The sequence below is a fragment of the Martelella sp. AD-3 genome (assembly GCF_001578105.1).
Lineage (GTDB): Bacteria > Pseudomonadota > Alphaproteobacteria > Rhizobiales > Rhizobiaceae > Martelella.
Genome location: NZ_CP014275.1, coordinates 4,115,406 through 4,132,407, shown reverse-complemented (window position 1 = coordinate 4,132,407; position 17,002 = coordinate 4,115,406). Strand labels below are relative to the sequence as shown.

At 62.2% G+C, this 17,002-nt stretch carries 17 protein-coding genes; 8 read left to right on the top strand and 9 right to left on the bottom strand.

The annotated features are described in order from the left end of the window. Positions 1-75: 75 nt before the first annotated feature. From AZF01_RS19075 to AZF01_RS19050, 6 genes are all read right to left on the bottom strand, one after another. Positions 76-1,170: a 5-methyltetrahydropteroyltriglutamate--homocysteine S-methyltransferase gene (locus AZF01_RS19075; protein WP_024708676.1), complete on the bottom strand. Its 1,095-nt coding sequence runs from the start codon at positions 1,168-1,170 to the stop codon at positions 76-78. Between the two features lie 164 nt (positions 1,171-1,334). After that, positions 1,335-1,736, bottom strand: coding sequence for a Fur family transcriptional regulator (locus tag AZF01_RS19070; RefSeq protein ID WP_024708677.1), 402 nt, complete (start codon positions 1,734-1,736; stop codon positions 1,335-1,337). A gap of 103 nt (positions 1,737-1,839) precedes the next feature. Further along, positions 1,840-2,697, bottom strand: a complete 858-nt coding sequence (locus AZF01_RS19065; protein WP_024708678.1) for a metal ABC transporter permease — start codon at positions 2,695-2,697, stop codon at positions 1,840-1,842. Continuing rightward, complete coding sequence (locus AZF01_RS19060) at positions 2,694-3,554, bottom strand: metal ABC transporter permease (RefSeq protein WP_024708679.1); 861 nt, start codon at positions 3,552-3,554, stop codon at positions 2,694-2,696. Before AZF01_RS19060 ends, AZF01_RS19065 begins: the two co-directional genes overlap by 4 nt. Next, entirely contained in the window at positions 3,551-4,459 is a 909-nt protein-coding gene (locus tag AZF01_RS19055; RefSeq protein ID WP_024708680.1) for a manganese/iron ABC transporter ATP-binding protein, read from the bottom strand. The genes AZF01_RS19060 and AZF01_RS19055 overlap by 4 nt, the downstream gene beginning before the upstream one ends. Positions 4,460-4,586: 127 nt before the next feature. Beyond that, positions 4,587-5,507: a metal ABC transporter substrate-binding protein gene (locus AZF01_RS19050; RefSeq protein WP_024708681.1), complete on the bottom strand. Its 921-nt coding sequence runs from the start codon at positions 5,505-5,507 to the stop codon at positions 4,587-4,589. Between the two features lie 296 nt (positions 5,508-5,803). On the opposite strand from AZF01_RS19050, the gene AZF01_RS19045 reads away from it, so the two are divergent. The 8 genes from AZF01_RS19045 to AZF01_RS19010 all read left to right on the top strand — a co-directional run bounded on the left by AZF01_RS19045 (position 5,804) and on the right by AZF01_RS19010 (position 13,808). Beyond that, complete coding sequence (locus tag AZF01_RS19045; protein WP_024708682.1) at positions 5,804-6,949, top strand: NAD(P)/FAD-dependent oxidoreductase; 1,146 nt, start codon at positions 5,804-5,806, stop codon at positions 6,947-6,949. A gap of 146 nt (positions 6,950-7,095) precedes the next feature. After that, positions 7,096-7,587 carry a bacterioferritin gene (locus tag AZF01_RS19040; RefSeq protein ID WP_024708683.1) on the top strand — a complete coding sequence of 164 codons (492 nt, stop codon included), beginning with the start codon at positions 7,096-7,098 and terminating at the stop codon, positions 7,585-7,587. A gap of 478 nt (positions 7,588-8,065) precedes the next feature. Continuing rightward, on the top strand, positions 8,066-8,623 hold the full coding sequence (gene rfbC / locus AZF01_RS19035; protein WP_024708684.1) for a dTDP-4-dehydrorhamnose 3,5-epimerase: 558 nt from the start codon (positions 8,066-8,068) through the stop codon (positions 8,621-8,623). 9 nt (positions 8,624-8,632) lie between these two features. Further along, entirely contained in the window at positions 8,633-9,676 is a 1,044-nt protein-coding gene (rfbB, locus tag AZF01_RS19030; RefSeq protein ID WP_024708685.1) for a dTDP-glucose 4,6-dehydratase, read from the top strand. Beyond that, a complete protein-coding gene (gene rfbD, locus AZF01_RS19025) occupies positions 9,673-10,521 on the top strand; it encodes a dTDP-4-dehydrorhamnose reductase (RefSeq protein ID WP_024708686.1) in 849 nt (282 codons plus the stop codon). The genes rfbB and rfbD overlap by 4 nt, the downstream gene beginning before the upstream one ends. Continuing rightward, positions 10,518-11,414, top strand: coding sequence for a glucose-1-phosphate thymidylyltransferase RfbA (rfbA, locus tag AZF01_RS19020; RefSeq protein ID WP_024708687.1), 897 nt, complete (start codon positions 10,518-10,520; stop codon positions 11,412-11,414). The genes rfbD and rfbA overlap by 4 nt, the downstream gene beginning before the upstream one ends. Positions 11,415-11,733: 319 nt before the next feature. Further along, positions 11,734-12,594, top strand: coding sequence for an endonuclease/exonuclease/phosphatase family protein (locus tag AZF01_RS19015; protein WP_161633043.1), 861 nt, complete (start codon positions 11,734-11,736; stop codon positions 12,592-12,594). 194 nt (positions 12,595-12,788) lie between these two features. Then, a complete protein-coding gene (locus tag AZF01_RS19010; protein ID WP_024708689.1) occupies positions 12,789-13,808 on the top strand; it encodes a hypothetical protein in 1,020 nt (339 codons plus the stop codon). Between the two features lie 73 nt (positions 13,809-13,881). On the opposite strand, the gene AZF01_RS19005 is transcribed toward AZF01_RS19010, so the two are convergent. The 3 genes from AZF01_RS19005 to ectB are packed head-to-tail and all read right to left on the bottom strand — an operon-like array spanning position 13,882 to position 17,002. After that, complete coding sequence (locus AZF01_RS19005; protein ID WP_024708690.1) at positions 13,882-15,306, bottom strand: aspartate kinase; 1,425 nt, start codon at positions 15,304-15,306, stop codon at positions 13,882-13,884. Between the two features lie 4 nt (positions 15,307-15,310). Next, entirely contained in the window at positions 15,311-15,709 is a 399-nt protein-coding gene (locus AZF01_RS19000; RefSeq protein WP_024708691.1) for an ectoine synthase, read from the bottom strand. A gap of 6 nt (positions 15,710-15,715) precedes the next feature. Beyond that, positions 15,716-17,002 (bottom strand): diaminobutyrate--2-oxoglutarate transaminase, encoded by a 1,287-nt coding sequence (gene ectB, locus AZF01_RS18995; protein ID WP_024708692.1) that lies wholly within the window; start codon positions 17,000-17,002, stop codon positions 15,716-15,718.

Here is a 17,002-nt window from a genome sequence, read left to right as displayed (position 1 = left end):
CAAATATGGCTGGCCTGACCCGCTCGGTCCCGACCGGACGGCCCGAGAGGCCGCGCGGCGAGCGTCGTGGCCGTCTCAGGCCTCGCCCCAGAGATCCTCCGCCACCTTGACGACGAGTTCGAGCTTGCGGCGCTGGTCGTCCTCGGTCAGCGCATTGCCGTGTTCGGTGGAGGCGAAGCCGCATTGAGGCGCGATGCCGAGCTGGTCCATGTCGACATATTCGGCGGCCTTGTCGAACTGGCTGCGAATCCAGTCCATGCTTTCCAGTTCAGGCGTCTTGGTGGTGATGAAGCCGGCCATGACGCGCTTCTTTCCCTTGGGCAGAAGCTTCAGCGGCTCGAGGCCGCCGGCGCGGTCGGTGTCATATTCCATGAAATAGATGTCGACGCCGGTCTTGTTGAAGATCGCGTCCGCCGCTGCGTCGTACCCGCCGGATGCGGCATAGGTGGAGCGGAAATTGCCGCGGCACATATGCATGCCGATCAGCATGTCGGCCGGGCGGTCCTTGATCGCCTCGTTCAGCATCCACGCATAGCGGTCGATCAGCCAGTCGGGGTCCTGGCCCATGGCCTTGCGCTCGGCGCGCTGCTCGGGATCGCCGAGATAGGCGAAGAAGATGTCGTCGAGCTGCAGGTAGCGGCAGCCGATGGCATAATAGGCGTCGACGGCCTGCTTGTAGGTCGCCGCAATGTCGGCGAAGAGGACGTCCGGATCCTTGTACGCGGCAGGCATCACGTCGGCCGGATCGGTGCGGAAATGGACGCAGGACGGTCCGGGGATCGAGATCTTCGGGCAGACGGTCGTGTGGTCCTTCACGAAGGTGAAGTGCTCCAGCATGGGGTGATCGGCGGGGAACCCGAGCTTGCCGTTGATCACCGGGCGGACCGGCGGGATCTTGGTGCCGTGAAACTGAACGCCTTCCTCGCGCGTCTGCATCTCCATGCCGTCAAGCATGCCCATGAAATCGAAGTGCCAGAAGGCGCGGCGCGCCTCGCCGTCGGTGACGACCTTCAGACCCACATCCTCCTGCATCCTGATCAGCGCCGGGATCGCCGCATCTTCGATGGCGCGGCGTTCTTCGGCGGGAACATGGGCATTGCGCGCCTCCGCAACGGAGCGGGGGCGGAGAAGACTGCCGACATGATCGGCGCGGAAAGGCGGTGTGGGCATGGAGCGACCTGGGTTGCGTTGCGGTATAGATGTCATACGGTCATTGGTCGAAAATGGGAAATGTCATTTCGTCATGTTTCGATGAAATGTATACATCCCGCCGGCGTGACGTGGCTCGCAGACGCCTGCCATACCGGTCGCGGGAACGGCCCGGATGAGAGAGCCTATCGACGGCGCTTGACGTAGATCTCGAGTTTATGGCTGACGATGGAGAAGCCGTGTTTCTTCGCGATTTCTTCCTGAAGCCGCTCGATCTCGTCGGAGCGGAATTCGATGACCTCTCCGGTGTCGATATTGATCAGATGGTCGTGGTGCGGATGGTCCGCGCTTTCGAAGCGGGCGGGACCGTCGCCGAACCTGTGCTTTTCCAGAATGCCCTTTTCTTCAAGCAGCCTGAGCGTGCGATAGACGGTCGCGAGCGCAATTCCCGGATCGATCTCGATCACGCGCCGGTGCAGTTCGGCGGCGTCGGGGTGATCATCCATGCTTGCGAGCACCTGCAGAATGACCCGGCGCGGCTTGGTCAGGCGAAGGCCGTTTTCGGCGCACAGGGCTTCGATGTCCATTCGATCCTCTCTTCCATTGCCTGCGGGCCGGCGCCGCGCCTTTCGAGCGAGCGCCGGCTTTCGCAACTAAGCCAGTTGCGTCGCAATTGCAATGTCATCGAGCCTATTGCGCCGTCGGCTGCTCTTGCCCGGCTTCCGTCCGCGCCGCCTTCCGGGTTGAATATATGAACACGGCGACAAAGACGGCGGACAGCAGAAGCACGATCGTCGGCGCCGGCGAACTGTCGATGAAGAAGGACAGGTAGATGCCAAGAAAGGAGGAGGCGACGGCGATGATGACCGACAGGAGCAGCATGGCCGAGAAGTTCCGCGTCAGCAGAAAGGCGATGGCGCCCGGCGCGATCATCATGGCGATGGCGAGAATGATGCCGACGGCCTTCAGCGCCGCCACCACGGTGAGCGAGATCATGCAGAGCAGGCCGTAATGCAGGAGATTGACGCGCAGCCCGACGGCGCGCGCCTGGGCTGGATCGAAGGCGTGGAGCAGAAAGTCCTTCCACTTGACGGCGAGCACGGCGGCGACAAGAACGGAAATCGCCGCCGTTTCGGCGATATCGGCCAACGACACGCCCAGCATGTCGCCGAACAGGATATGGTCGAGATGGACCGAGGACTGGATCTTCACATACATGACGAGGCCGAGGCCGAACATGCCGGCAAAGACGATGCCCATGATCGTGTCCTGCTTGATCCGGCTGTTTTCGCTGAGGTAGCCGGTGGCGAGCGCGCAGGCCATGCCCGCCGCAAACGCCCCGATCGCGTATGGAAAGCCGATGATATAGGCGATGACGACGCCGGGAAAGACGGCGTGCGAGATCGCATCGCCCATCAGCGACCAGCCCTTGAGCACGAGAAAGCAGGAGAGCAGCGCCATGGGCACGGCGACCGTCATCGAGATGATCAGGGCGCGGACCATGAAGGAGAACTGGAACGGCATGAGGAGCGTGTCGACGATGGTCATCGGCCTGCCTCCAGGGCCTGTCTGGCGCGCCGTCTTGCAGCCCGCAGGCCGTGTTTGGGCGCCAGGAAGAAGGCGAGAAGGAAGATCGCCGTCTGCAGGACCACGATGATGCCGCCGGTCGCGCCGTCGAGGAAATAGCTCGCATAGGCTCCGAAAAAGCTGGTCAGCGTGCCGATGAGAACGGCGAGAACCAGAAGACGGGGAAAGCGGTCGGTCAGGAGATAGGCCGTGGCGCCGGGGGTGACGACCATGCAGATCACCAGAAAGGCGCCGACGGTCTGCAGCGCCGCGACGGTGGAGGCGGCGAGAAGCGTGAAGAAGACGGCCTTCAGCAGGCCCGGCCTCAGGCCGATGGAGCGCGCATGGTTCTCGTCAAAGAAGGTGACCATCATGTCCTTCCATTTGGCGAGAAGAATGGCCAGCGACACGAAGCCGATGATAGCCAGCTGCAGCGTGTCTTCCGGCGTGATCGCCAGGATATTGCCGAGCACGATGGTCTGGATGTTGACCGATGTCGGAGAGACCGAGGCCATGAACAGGCCGAGGCCGAAGAAGGAGGAGAAGATCAGGCCGATGATCGCATCCTCCTTCAGCTTTGTGCGCTGGTTGAGAAACAGCATCGCGGCCGCTGCCAGCCCGCCGGAGAAGAAGGCGCCGACCGAAAAGGGCAGGCCAAGCATGAAGGCGCCGGCAACGCCCGGCACGATCGAATGGGAAAGCGCATCGCCGATCAGCGACCAGCCTTTCAGCATCAGGAAACAGGAGAGAAAGGCGCAGACCCCGCCGACGAGCGCGGAGACCCACATGGCATTGGTCATGTAGGCATAGCTGAAGGGTTCGAGGACTACGGACGTCATCGCCTGCCCTCCGCTTTCTCATCCTCGTCCCGCTTTTGCGCGATGCCGTCGCGAAAGATCAGCGGTCGTTCATCGTCGGAGAAGATGCCGACGGGGTTCGGCTGTTCGTGCTTCGCGCCGTTGTGGAGCATGAAATGACGCAGAACGCCACCGAAGGCCTGTTCCAGATTCGCCTCGGTGAAGGTTGTCTCCGTCGGGCCATAGGCGAGCACGGTGCCCTTGACCAGCACCGTCTGGTCGCAGAATTCCGGCACGGAACCGAGGTTGTGGGTCGACACCAGCATCACCCGGCCCTCGTCGCGCAGGTCCCGCAGAAGCCTGATGATCTGGTCCTCGGTCTTGACGTCAACGCCGGTGAAGGGCTCGTCGAGGAGGATGACCCAGCCGTCCTGCGCCAGCGCGCGGGCCAGGAACACGCGCTTCTTCTGCCCGCCGGAAAGCTCGCCGATCTGGCGGTGGCGGAATTCGCTCATGTTGACGCGGGCGAGGGCCTTGTCGACGGCCTCGTGATCGGCCTTCTTCGCGCGTCGCAACGGGCCCATATGGCCGTAGCGGCCCATCATCACCACGTCTTCGACGAGAACCGGGAAATTCCAGTCAACCTCCTCCGACTGCGGCACATAGGCCACGAGGTTCTTCTTCAGCGCCGCGTTGACGGGCATGCCGAGAACGGAGATGTCGCCCTTCGCCAGCCGGACGAAGCCCATGATCGCCTTGAAGAGGGTGGATTTGCCTGCGCCGTTGACCCCGACAAGGGCGGCGATCGTGCCGGAGGGTATGGCGAAGGTGGCGTCGGTCAGCGCCGTATGGCCGTTGCGATAGGTCACGGTCGCGTGGCTGACGGCAATACCGGTTGCGTGGTCCTTCCCCGTCTGGTCGGGGCGCCGGTCCGCAAGATTGTTCATTCCGACAATACCTTTGGGTTAGAATGCGCGGCAACGCCGCATAAGGCGCGGCGTTGCAATTGCTGTCAAGGATAGGGCAGGGGCCCGACAAGGAAAGCCATGGCGCGCGGCCAGACCGTCCCATGGACTACGAATGGGCCGAAAGTCCCTTGGCGATGCGGTCCGACGTCACCTTCAGAAGATCGATATAGGTCGGAACCGGGCCATCCGGGTCGCTCAGCGAATCCACATAGAGAACGCCGCCATATTCGGCGCCGGTCTCGCGGGCGACCTGCTGGGCCGGCGCGGGCGAGATCGTGCTTTCGGAGAAGACCACCGGGATATCATTCTCGCGCACGACGTCGATGACGTGGCGAACCTGCTGCGGCGTGCCCTGCTGGTCGGCATTGATCGGCCAGAGGTAGAGCTCCTTCAGGCCGAAATCGCGGGCAAGATAGGAGAATGCGCCTTCGCTGGAGACGAGCCAGCGCTTGTCCTCCGGAACGGCATCGATTTCCGCCTGAATCGGGTCGACGACGGCGCGGATCTTCTCCTTGTAGGCCTCGGCATTGGCGGCATAGGCGTCCGCATTGTCCGGATCATACTCCACGAACGCGTCGCGGATATTGTCGACATAGATCAGGGCCGAAGTCGGCGACATCCAGGCATGCGGATTGGGCTTGCCTTCATAGGGGCCGTCGGCAATGCTCATCGGCTCCACGCCCTCGGAGACGATGACGCTCGGCACATCGTCGAGGTTCTGGAAGAATTTCTCGAACCAGAGTTCGAGGTTGAGACCGTTCCACAGAATAAGGTCGGCGCCCTGCGCCCGAAGGATATCGCGCGGCGTGGGAGCGTAGTTGTGGATCTCCGCGCCCGGCTTGGTGATCGATTCGACGATCGCCGCGTCGCCGGCGACATTGCGGGCGATATCGGCGATCACCGTGAAGGTGGTCACGGCCTTGAACTTGCCGTCTTCGGCGGCCGCCGCCGGCATGACGGCCGTTGCCGCTGTGACTGCCAGAATTGCCATGGCGGTCAGTATCGACCGCCGGGTCGTATCGAACATCTTTCTCTCCCGTTGCAAATGAATTTTGGAAACATTGACCAGCAAGCCTCGTTCATAATGTAATTAAGAATTATTTGCAATAAAATTCGCAAAGGAGTCCGGTTTGCGGTTTCCGGTTCGGCGGGCCCCTGATGCACCGTGACATGACCCGGCTCTGTCCCGGGCCTCGTTCAACGTGTCCTGTTGGTCCTTTTGTCGGTCCCGAAGGTCATCGGCCCGAACGCGCCTGAAAATTCATTTGCCATTATGATATATATGCGTATATATGAAGAAACACAGATTACAGGCGTATCGATATGACCAATGTGACCATCATCGGAACAGGGTTTGCGGCTCTCACCACCGCGCGGGAGTTGCGCAGGCGCGACAGTGCGGTGACGATCAGGATGATCTCGCCGCGCGACGCGCTCCATTACCTTCCGAGCACGATCTGGCTGCCGGCGCACCTGCGGCAGGGCGAAAAGCTGAAAGTGCCGCTTGCAGGCTTCTTCGACCGGTATCGCATCGACTATGTGCCCGCCAGCGTCACCGGTCTTGGCGAGGACGGCCGCACGGTCCTGACCGACAACGGCACCTACCGGGCCGACCATGTGGTGATCGCTTCCGGCGCGCGGTTCATCAGAAGACTTCCCGGCATAGAACATGCCCTGGTGCCCTGCGAGGGGATCGCCGTGGGTGAGGAGATCGCCCGGCGGCTGGAGGCGCTGGAGGGCGGCACGATCGCCGTCGGTTTTGCGTCCAACCCGAAGGAGCAGGGCGCGGTGCGCGGCGGGCCGATGTTCGAGTTCCTGTTCATCATCGACACCCTGCTCAGGAAACAGAAGCGGCGCGACAGGTTCCACCTTGTCTTCTTCAATCCCTCCGACAGGCCGGGCCAGAGGCTTGGCGACAAGGCCGTCGACGGCCTCCTGAAGGAGATGAAGCGGCGCGATATCGAGACCCGTCTCGGACACAAGATGGTCCGCTTCGAGGAGGACCAGGTGGTGACCGAAGGCGGCGCCTTTGCCGCCGACCTGATCCTGTTCATGCCGGGACTGACCGGCCCGGCCTGGCTCGAAAACACCGATCTGCCGCTTTCGCCCGGCGGCATGATCGCGGCCGACGAGATGTGCAGGGTCAAGGGACGCGAAGGTCTCTGGGTCGTCGGCGACAGCGGCTCCTTTCCCGGTCCGGAATGGATGCCGAAACAGGCCCATCAGGCGGACCTGCAGGGCGTGGCGGCTGCGGAAAACATCGCCTGCGCGCTGAAGGGCGAGGCGCCGCGCCGCGCCTTCAAGCCGGAACTCATCTGTATCGTCGATACGCTCGATGCAGGCATACTCGTCTTCCGCAACGCGCGGCGCAGTATCCTTCTGCCGAAGAGCCGAATATTCCACTGGCTGAAGCGCTATTTCGAACGGCATTACCTCAAGGCCTTTCGCGACGCCTCGCCGCAGCGCTGAGGCTGTCGCGCCTGACGCCGGGCCCTTGCCGGAGCGTTCGGCAAGGCCATATGTGTCTTAAGCTCGGTCCAACGAGCACTTGCCGCTGCGCACCCTGTGGCGGGCGGCGACCACCGTGGACCGCCAATCAGGAAAGGATGACAGCGATGAAAAATACCAAACTAATCGAATATCTCCAGCGCGCGGTAAACATGGAGATGAGCGCTGCCCATCAGTATCAGTTGCATGCGCACACGCTCGAGGACTGGGGCCTGACGAAAATGGCGGCGAAGATGCGCGCGGAAATGGCGGAGGAACTCGGGCATTCCGACCAGTTCATCGAGCGGCTGTTCTTCCTCAAGGCTTCGCCGAAGATTGCCTTCGACAAGCCGCCGCAGAAGGCTGAAAGCCTGCCCGAGATGTTCAAGGCCGACAAGGCCGACGAGGAAGAGGCGATCGCCGTCTATACCGAGGCGGCGCTGCATGCCGCGGAGCTTGGCGATATCGGCACGCGGATGCTGTTCGAGAAGATCGTGCTCGACGAGGAAGGCCACAAGGACTGGCTTGAGCTCCAGCTCGACCTGATCGACCGTCTCGGAGAAAAGACCTATAGTTCCAAGCTGGTTTCCTTCGCCGACGACGAGGAAGACGAGGGCTGAAAAAGGCCCGGCGTCGCGCTATCGGTTGAGCGCGGGACAAACGCCGGCAGCGCTGGCCATCGCGGCTGTTCTGCCCTTCCGGCTTTGCGCTGCCGTTTGTTGCCGGTATCTGGATAGAGGTCTGCGGGTCTGACGGGCCTGATGCCCCCGGCCAGCGTCGGGGACACAGCTTGCGCCGCGACACCTCAATGCTGACCCTCAAACCGCAACCAGACCTTCGCTCACCCGGGGCTCTCGGGGCTGCCTGGCCGGCTAGTTTGGTCTCCCTGCACAAATATCCCGCTCCTCGGCATCCGTCTTCTGCTCAGAATCCGGGCGTAAAGCTGGTAGGCCGTCCCGACGATGGGCGGCGATCCCGGCCTTATACGCTTTTGACATTGCGGCGATTTGCCGTAATACCGTTGAGATCGACTGTCCTGCCTTGTCGGGCAGCCTGATCGTCCGGCGCAGACTCGAACGTTTAAGAGTGTATTTTGAAATGGATATTGTGAAAACGCATATTCCCGGCCTCGTTATTCTGACGCCCAGGCGCTTCGGAGACGAGCGCGGTTTTTTTTCCGAGAGCTGGAACAGGAAGGTCCTGTCCGGTCTGGGGATCGAGATCGATTTCGTGCAGGACAATCATTCCCTGTCGCGTGCGGTTGGCACGGTGAGAGGATTGCACTACCAGTCGCCGCCGCATGCGCAGGCCAAGCTGGTCCGCTGCGGACGCGGACGCATTTTCGATGTCGCCGTCGATGTCCGCGAGGGATCGCCGACCTTCGGCCAATGGTATGGCCTCGAACTCTCCTTCGAAAACGGCAGGCAACTGATGATCCCGGAGGGTTTCCTGCACGGTTTCATGACGCTCGAGCCCGACAGCGAGATCATCTACAAATGTTCCGACTATTATGCCCCGGAATGCGACGGATCGGTCCGTTTCGATGACCCGGATATCGGCATTGAATGGCCGCTCTCCGGTGTTCAATTCACCGTTTCGGCAAAGGACAGGGATGCCCGGTCCTTCAGTGACTTCCAGAGCCCCTTCAGCTATTGAGGCTTCGCCATGAAATTGCTCGTTACCGGCGGCGCCGGTTTCATCGGATCCGCGGTCGTGCGTCTTGCCGTTTCCCGCGGCATGCATGTCGTCAATCTGGATGCGCTGACCTATGCGGCCTGCCTCGATAATGTCGCGAGTGTCGCCGAAAGCCCGCTCTATGCGTTCGAGCATGCCGATATCCGCGACCGCGCGGCGCTCGACAGGGTTTTCGAAACGCATGCGCCGGATGCGGTGATGCATCTTGCCGCCGAAAGCCATGTCGACCGCTCGATCGACGGGCCGGGCGATTTCATCGAGACCAATATCAACGGCACGTACAACATGCTGGAGGCGGCGCGCAGCTACTGGGCCGGCAAGGGTCGGCCGGAGGGCTTCCGCTTCCATCACATCTCCACCGACGAGGTGTTCGGCTCGCTCGGCCCGACGGGCATGTTCACCGAGACCACGCCCTACGACCCGCGTTCGCCGTACTCCGCCTCGAAGGCCGCCTCCGATCACCTCGTGCGCGCCTGGCACGAGACCTACGGCCTGCCGGTTCTTGTCACCAACTGTTCCAACAATTACGGCCCTTATCATTTTCCCGAAAAGCTGATTCCGGTCGTGATCCTCAATGCGCTCGCCGGCAAGCCGATCCCGGTCTATGGCAAGGGCGAGAACATCCGCGACTGGCTGTTTGTCGAAGATCATGCCGAAGCGCTTCTGACGGTCGTCGAAAAGGGAAAGCCCGGACGCAGTTATAATATCGGCGGCGAGAACGAGCGCACCAATCTCGATCTGGTGAGGACGATCTGCGCGCTTCTGGACGGGAAGCGGCCGCTTGCGCACGGTTCCTATGCGGACCAGATCACCTTCGTGGCCGACCGTCCCGGCCATGATCTGCGCTATGCCATCGATCCGAGCCGTATCACGGCAGAGCTTGGCTGGCGGCCTTCCGTGACGGTCGAGGAAGGGCTTGAGAAGACGGTGCAGTGGTATCTCGACAATGAAGACTGGTGGCGCGCCCTGCAAAGCCGCAAGGGCGTCGGCACGAGACTGGGAGTGAAGGCATGATCCTCGTTTTCGGCAGTACCGGCCAGGTCGCGCGCGAATTGCGGGCCATTCTGCCCGACGCCCGTTTCCTCGCGCGCGCGGAGGCGGATCTCGCCGATCCGGCAGCTTGCGGGGAGGCGATCAGGCGCCTTGGCCCGGCGGCGGTCATCAATGCCGCCGCCTATACGGCCGTCGACAAGGCGGAAAGCGAAGAAGAGGTCGCGCTCAGGATCAATGGCGCAGCACCCGGCGCGATGGCGCGCGCCTGCGCGGAACTGGGCATTCCGCTGGTCCATATCTCCACCGATTACGTCTTTGACGGAACGGGGGAGACGCCGTTTGCGACCGACCGGCAACCGGCGCCGCTTAGCGCCTATGGCCGGACAAAGCTTGCCGGCGAACGCGCCATCGCCGAAGCCGGACCTTCCCATGCGATCCTGCGCACAAGCTGGGTGTTTTCCGCCCATGGCAGCAATTTCGTGAAGACCATGCTGCGCCTCGCCGAGACCCGCGATACGCTCAACGTGGTCAGCGACCAGGTCGGCGGGCCGACGTCTGCGAAAGCGATTGCCGCAGCCTGCAAGACGATTGCCGGGCAATTGACAACCGAGCCGGAGAAATCGGGCATCTACCATTTCTCCGGCGCGCCGGATGTCAGCTGGGCCGAATTCGCGCGCGCGATCTTCACGGCCGCCGGCAAGGCCGTTGCCGTCAACGACATTCCGACATCCGATTATCCGACGCCGGCCGCCCGCCCGCTGAATTCCCGTCTCGACTGCGCGGCCCTGTCGGCCTTCGGCCTGCGGCGGCCGGACTGGAACGAGGACATGAACGCCGTTCTGGAAACGCTCGGAGCAAAGCGATGAACCAACGCAAAGGCATTATTCTCGCCGGCGGCTCCGGCACGCGGCTCTATCCGCTGACACTGGCGATTTCCAAGCAGCTCATGCCGGTCTACGACAAGCCGATGATCTACTATCCGCTCTCCGTTCTGATGCTGAGCGGCATTCGCGAGATCGCGGTCATCACCACGCCGGGCGATCAGGAGCAGTTCCGCCGGCTGCTGGGCGACGGCAGTCAGTGGGGGCTTTCTTTGACCTACATCGCTCAACCCTCGCCCGACGGGCTTGCCCAGGCCTATATTCTGGCCGAGGATTTCCTTGCCGGCGCGCCGTCCGCCATGGTGCTCGGCGACAACATCTATTTCGGTCATGGCCTTCCGGATATCCTGAAAAGCGCCGATGCCAAGGTGAAGGGCGGAACGGTCTTCGGCTACTACGTCGCCGATCCCGAGCGCTACGGCGTCGTCGCGTTCGACAAGACCGGCAGCGTCAGGGAGATCATCGAGAAACCGGACGTGGCGCCGTCGAACTATGCGGTGACCGGGCTTTATTTCCTTGATGGCGAAGCCCCCGCGCGCGCGCGTTCGGTAAAGCCCTCGCCCCGCGGCGAACTCGAGATCGTCACGCTTCTGGAAAGCTATCTTCACGACGGAACGCTGAGCGTCGAGCGCATGGGCCGCGGCTATGCCTGGCTCGATACGGGAACCCATTCGAGCCTGCTCGACGCCGGCAATTTTGTCCGCACGCTTTCGGTTCGGCAGGGCATGCAGTCCGGATGTCCGGAGGAGATCGCCTATCGCCAGGGCTGGATCGATGACGAAATGCTGGAAAAGCACGCGGAACGCTTCAGAAAGACGGATTACGGCGCCTATCTCTCCAGCCTTCTGAACGCCGCGCCTGACCGTCCGGTGGGGTGAATGCGGGAGATTTTTCGTCGCATACCGGACCTTGCCTGATACGAATACCGGCGGAAAGCACGGCCCGCCGGGACACATGGCGGCGCCAGCCGGCATGTACCGCCCATGCCGTCACGGGTGAAAGAGGCCCCCTGTCCGTCATTGCCGCCACGCCGGCAGGATGCTAGGGTCAGGATATATTTAATTCTCTTTTTCTCAGGGTTTCAGTTTGGGCTTTGTCAGGTCTCTGTTCGGCATTTGCGCCGTTCTTGCGCTCATCCTGGGTGCTCTGCCTTTTCTTTCGCATGCATGGCCATTCGTCTTTCTCGGCGGCATGCGCGTGCACATCGTCATCGCGGCGGCTATCTTCTCCCTCGCCTTTCTCGCTCTTGTCCGCTCCCCATGGGGCGCGCTTCCCCTGGCGGCCGCCCTTTGTCTGGCGGCCTGGGTCGGCTGGCTGCATTACGGCATCGTGCAGCCCGAGCGTGACGACGGTCAGCGCTATGCCACGCTGAAGCTCATCGAATTCAACATGCTCTACAGCAACAGGAACGGGGCTGCCATCGCCGACTGGCTTGAAGCCCAGAACGCGGATATCGTCTACGCGCTGGAATCGAACCCGATCTGGCGTCACCTGGATGCGCTTTCCGAAACCTATCCCTATTGCGCCGGCTGCACGCGCGACGGGCGCAGCGACGATCTGATTGTGCTTTCCAAGTTTCCGCTGCAGGACGTGAGCATAATGTCGCTTGGCAAGGTCGCGTCCAACCGTTTCATCCGTTCAAGGATCGAGGTTGAGGGCAGCACGGTCACGCTTGTGGCGATGCATCTGACCAAGCCCTATTTCGACAACTTCCAGCAAGAGGAACTGATGCAGGCGCGGCGGTTTCTCAGAGCGGCCGAGGGGCCGGTTATTCTCGGCGGAGACTTCAATTCATCGCTGATTTCTCCTGATATCAGGGCTTTCATCGAGGCGCTCGGTCTGCGCTCCCACGCGCATGAGCCGCGTACATGGCCGGCCGGCGCCCCTTCGATCGGTCTGCCGATCGACCATATCCTGGTCAGGCCGCCGGCCCATATCGACACGCTTACCCGCATGAAGGACAGTCTCGGCTCCAATCATTTTGGATTGATCGCCGAGATTTCTATCCCTGTCGGGCCGCTCGCCGAAACCGGCGGGGCCAAGGCCGGCAATCCCTGATTGCCCGCAACAGGTTCGAGCCTGAAACTTTCAATTATCAGCTTCGTGTTTGCGCTGTCAGGAAGTGTGGCTTTCTGGCAAGCTGGTTCCGGTGCTGTTCAAAAGGGGCAGGGGGCCCGACAACAATGAAAGCAGTAGGTCGATTTCTGGGGTGCGCATTGATGGTTCTTTCCGCCGCTGGGGTATCCCCGGCGATGGCGGATGAATCGACGGACGAGAATTTCTGTGACTGGTACTCCGCCTTTTCGGCGGCAATCGCTCATGAGGCGATCATGAAGAATCCGGATTGTCTCGACTTCGGGCGCGGCGTCCATGATAACAAGGACATGCATTTTTCCTGGTGCATGCGCAACACCAAGGACACGGTGACCGGCGCCGGCCGGCATATCGCTGAGCTTGCCGAGCAGTGCAGCGCGCCGTCAAACCCGCGCCCGGCGCAAAACAACCCGGATGCGTTTGCCGCGAAGGTGGCTGCCGGCGGCCAGACATGGATGGTCGAGCGTTTGATCCCCGGCGTCTGCTACGCCGAACTGACCGACAATTCGAAACAGGATTATTTCGGCCGGATGATCCGGTTCGAGTTCTCCGACGGGCAGTATCGTCTGGTTTCCGATTTCACCGGCGCCGAAGGCGAGCACAATGTCCTCGTGGACGGGCGCGGCTTCCGCATGCGTTTCGAGCAGTTTTCCGATGCCGTCACGGCTCCGGTGGGACAGGATTTCATTGCGGCCGTCAAGGGTGGCAACCGCTTGAACCTGAATTTCGAGCCGGACGGGCCGGAATATTCGCTTGCGGGTTCCGCCGCCGCGCTCGACATGATGCTCGATTGCGCCAGCGGTCGGCAAGCCGCCGCGCGTGAGGCGGCGGCGCAAACGGTGACCCAGTCCGCCTCGCCGGCGGCGAGGGAGCCTAGCGTCATTCAGGGAAGCTGCAGGCTGATCGTCGATGGCATGACCTATATCGACCGGCGCGGCGACTGCCCGATCTGGATGGAAAATGACGGGACCGGGAGGCTCTGGATCAACACCGACCGCGTGAATGACCTGCCCGACTATTTCGCCGAGCTCAGTCCGGACGGAAACGGCTTTGCCTCGGGCCACTGGAACGGCGAGCCGGGAGCGACCCATGCCCAGGGCTGGCTGGGGGATGACTTTCGGCTGGGCAAGGGCGGATGCTGGTCGAACAGCCGCGCCACCATCTGCGCGGCGCGCTGACAAAAAAGAAGAGGCCGATCGTCGTCTGACCGGCCTCAATCCCTCTCCGTCATTTTTCGTCGCCTGCCGGAGCTCACGCCGCCTTTGAAAGGGCGGGGCGTTCCGGTTCGGCCAGCGCGCGGTGGAGCGCGATGATGACCGGATCGAGCGCGTCGCGGTCCACGATGAACTGGACGTCGACATTGCGCGGGCCCTGGCTCGCGCCGATCGCTTCATGCCCGGCGGCGGCAATCGCCTGAAGGCCACGCGTCAGCACCGAAAGGCCATTCAGATCCCGGCCGACGACCGAGGCCATGGCGATCGCGCGCGAGGATACCTCCGCCGACGGGCAGCGCTCGGCAAGATCCTTCTCAACGCGGCGCAGCACCTTGAGGGAACTGTCGACATAATGGGTGATCGTGTTGGCGTTGGAGACCTTCGATACGATCCGGACCTTGTGACGGGTCAGTACCTCGAGGATCGCCGCATCATAGCCCTTCACGCCGACCATGTCCTGCTCGAACAGTTCCAGCGCGTAAAGTTCCAGGCCCGTGACGATCTCGACGCCGGGCTTTTCGGCCGGCTGGTCGTCGATCAGCGTGCCGGGATCCTTCGGCTCGAAGGCATTGGTGACGCGCAGCGGCACGGCAGCCCGGCGCAGCGTCTTTGCAGCCTTCGGATGGATCGCCTCCATGCCGAGATTGGAAAGCTGGTCGGCTACATCGTAATTGGTGCGACCGAGCTTGCGCACGGCATCGGCGCCGACAAGCGCCGGATCGGCGGAGGACAGATGGAATTCCTTGTGAATGATCGCCTCGCTGGCGCCGGAAAGGGCGGCAAGACGCGAGAAGGTCACCTCGGAATAGCCGCGGTCGAATTCGCTCATCAGCCCTTCGATGCACTGCGCATAGCCGGTGACGATCGGCATTTCGCTTGCAAGGTCGATGTCATCGATCCCCTGGCGGATACGGTCATCGAGCGAAAGGTCGCCCTCGTCATGCCAGCCGGAAAGGTCGACGAAGCGGGCATTGACGCCGGCGCGCTTCAAGAGAAGCGTCGTCGCGAAGGCCGAATGCGCCTCGCCGAGGCCCGAGAGCAGTTCGCGGATCTGGCTCATATGCTCCGACAGCCGGAAATGGCCGTAGGAGCAGAGGCGCTGCAGATCGATCAGGCAATTGCGAGCGCCGAGAATGCGTTCCTGCACGAAGGCATCGGCGCGCTCGATATCGGCCGGATTGTCCAGCACCTTGAAATGGGCTTCCTTCATGGCGTCGGCGACGCGATCGAGCGCGTCATGCCAGCCATGATGGCTCTGGTTGTTGACGAAAGCGGCATAGACGCCGTTCTCGCCGGTCTTCTTGTGCTCCAGCAGCAGGTTGGTGATGCCGCCAAAGGCGGAGACCACGAAGATCCGGCCGTAAAGCTCGTCCTTCTTGCGGTCGCCGATGATCAGCGTGTCGCTGAGCTCATCGATGCGGGACATGGACGTCCCGCCAATCTTTTCAACAGTATGGGCCATGGGTTCAGGCATTTTCCTCCGCCGGGGCATAGGATCCGTCTTCGCGATGCACTTCGGTACCGGTGACCGGGGGATTGAAGCAGCAGGCCATCACCAGCTCTTCTTCGGAGCGCAGGATATGACGGTCGTGCTCGTTCAGCGCATACATCACGCCGGGCTTGATCTGATGCGTCTCGCCCGTGGCGATATCGGTGATCGAACCCTTGCCGCTGATGCAGTAGACGCTTTCGAAATGGTGCTTGTATTCGAAGGTATGCTCGGAGCCGGCTTCCAGAATGGTGATGTGGAAGGAAAAGCCCATGCCGTCGCCGGCGAGCAGCATGCGGATCGAACGCCATTTGGCGTCGGCGACCACGCGGTCCTTGTCGTTCTCCATGATGTCGTTCAGGTCACGTACAATCATTTTGAATTACTCCGCTGCAATCTGGGTTTTCGACGCGATCGTCTCGCGCACGGCCTCAAGAAGAATATCGAAGCCTTCGCTGAAGGTTTCTTCCGAGGTGGTGAGCGGCGCCAGGACCTTGACCACCTGGTCCTCGTTGCCGGAGGTTTCGATGATCAGGCCATTGTCGAAGGCGCGGGCGCAAATCTCTTCCGCCAGCGCGCCGGTGCCGACGTCGACGCCCTGCATCAGGCCGCGACCTTTCAGCGTCGCGCCCGGGATTTCGGCGGCAATCCGCGCCAGCGCGCCGGTCAGGAACGTGCTCTTGTCCGCAAGCTCCTTCTGGAAGGCGCCATCGGCCCAGAATTTCTCGATTGCGACGCGGGCTGTGACGAAGGCATGGGTGTTGCCGCGGAACGTGCCGTTATGCTCGGCCGGGCCGAAGATATCGTGCTCGGGACGGACCAGAACCAGCGCCATCGGCAGGCCGAAGCCGGAGACCGATTTCGCCATGGTGATGATATCCGGCGTCACGCCCATGTCCTCGAACGAGAAGAAATGACCGGTGCGGCCGGAGCCTGCCTGGATGTCGTCGATGATCAGCAGAGCGCCGTGGTTGCGGGCGATCTCGGCCATGCGGCGGACCCATTCGGGAGAGGCGGCGTTGAGCCCGCCTTCGCCCTGCACGGTCTCGAACATGATCGCGGCCGGTTCATCGACGCCGCTGGACGGGTCGGCAAGCATCTGCTCGAGAAGCGCCGCGCTGTCGACGCCCTCGGCATAGTCGTCATAGGGGATGCGCGTCACGCCCGAAGTGTCCATCGAAGCGCCGCCGCGGTGGTAGCCATTGCCGGTCGCGGCAAGCGCGCCCATGGTGACGCCGTGGAAGCCGTTTGTGAAGGCGATGATATTGGTGCGGCCGGTCGACTTGCGGGCGATCTTCATCGCCGCCTCGACGGCGTTGGCGCCGGTCGGGCCGGTGAACATCACCTTGTGGTCCATGTCGCGCGGCTTCAGGATGTGGGTTTCCATCGCCTTCAGGAAATCGCTCTTGGCATCGGTGTGCAGGTCGAGTCCCTGGGCGATGCCGTCAGACGCGATGTGCTCGATCAGCGCTTCCTTCATGTCGGCGTCGTTGTGGCCGTAATTCAGCGAGGAACAGCCGGCCAGAAAGTCGATCCAGCGGTTGCCGTCCTTGTCGAAGATCTCCGAGCCGCTGGCGCGGGTGAAGGTGGCCGGCATGCTGCGGCAATAGGAGCGCGCGGCGCTTTCGCGGCGTTTGAAAACATCGTTCTTGATCATGTCCATAGGCAT

Coding starts and splice junctions, on each gene's coding strand:
- AZF01_RS19010 (WP_024708689.1), top strand. CDS start 12,789: ATGGCGGATGAATCGACGGACGAGAATTTCTGTGACTGGTACTCCGCC.
- AZF01_RS19050 (WP_024708681.1), bottom strand. CDS start 5,507: ATGTTCGATACGACCCGGCGGTCGATACTGACCGCCATGGCAATTCTG.
- AZF01_RS19055 (WP_024708680.1), bottom strand. CDS start 4,459: ATGAACAATCTTGCGGACCGGCGCCCCGACCAGACGGGGAAGGACCAC.
- AZF01_RS19005 (WP_024708690.1), bottom strand. CDS start 15,306: ATGGCCCATACTGTTGAAAAGATTGGCGGGACGTCCATGTCCCGCATC.
- AZF01_RS19000 (WP_024708691.1), bottom strand. CDS start 15,709: ATGATTGTACGTGACCTGAACGACATCATGGAGAACGACAAGGACCGC.
- rfbA (WP_024708687.1), top strand. CDS start 10,518: ATGAACCAACGCAAAGGCATTATTCTCGCCGGCGGCTCCGGCACGCGG.
- rfbD (WP_024708686.1), top strand. CDS start 9,673: ATGATCCTCGTTTTCGGCAGTACCGGCCAGGTCGCGCGCGAATTGCGG.
- ectB (WP_024708692.1), bottom strand. CDS start 17,002: ATGCCTATGGACATGATCAAGAACGATGTTTTCAAACGCCGCGAAAGC.
- rfbC (WP_024708684.1), top strand. CDS start 8,066: ATGGATATTGTGAAAACGCATATTCCCGGCCTCGTTATTCTGACGCCC.
- AZF01_RS19075 (WP_024708676.1), bottom strand. CDS start 1,170: ATGCCCACACCGCCTTTCCGCGCCGATCATGTCGGCAGTCTTCTCCGC.
- AZF01_RS19045 (WP_024708682.1), top strand. CDS start 5,804: ATGACCAATGTGACCATCATCGGAACAGGGTTTGCGGCTCTCACCACC.
- AZF01_RS19040 (WP_024708683.1), top strand. CDS start 7,096: ATGAAAAATACCAAACTAATCGAATATCTCCAGCGCGCGGTAAACATG.
- AZF01_RS19065 (WP_024708678.1), bottom strand. CDS start 2,697: ATGACCATCGTCGACACGCTCCTCATGCCGTTCCAGTTCTCCTTCATG.
- rfbB (WP_024708685.1), top strand. CDS start 8,633: ATGAAATTGCTCGTTACCGGCGGCGCCGGTTTCATCGGATCCGCGGTC.
- AZF01_RS19070 (WP_024708677.1), bottom strand. CDS start 1,736: ATGGACATCGAAGCCCTGTGCGCCGAAAACGGCCTTCGCCTGACCAAG.
- AZF01_RS19060 (WP_024708679.1), bottom strand. CDS start 3,554: ATGACGTCCGTAGTCCTCGAACCCTTCAGCTATGCCTACATGACCAAT.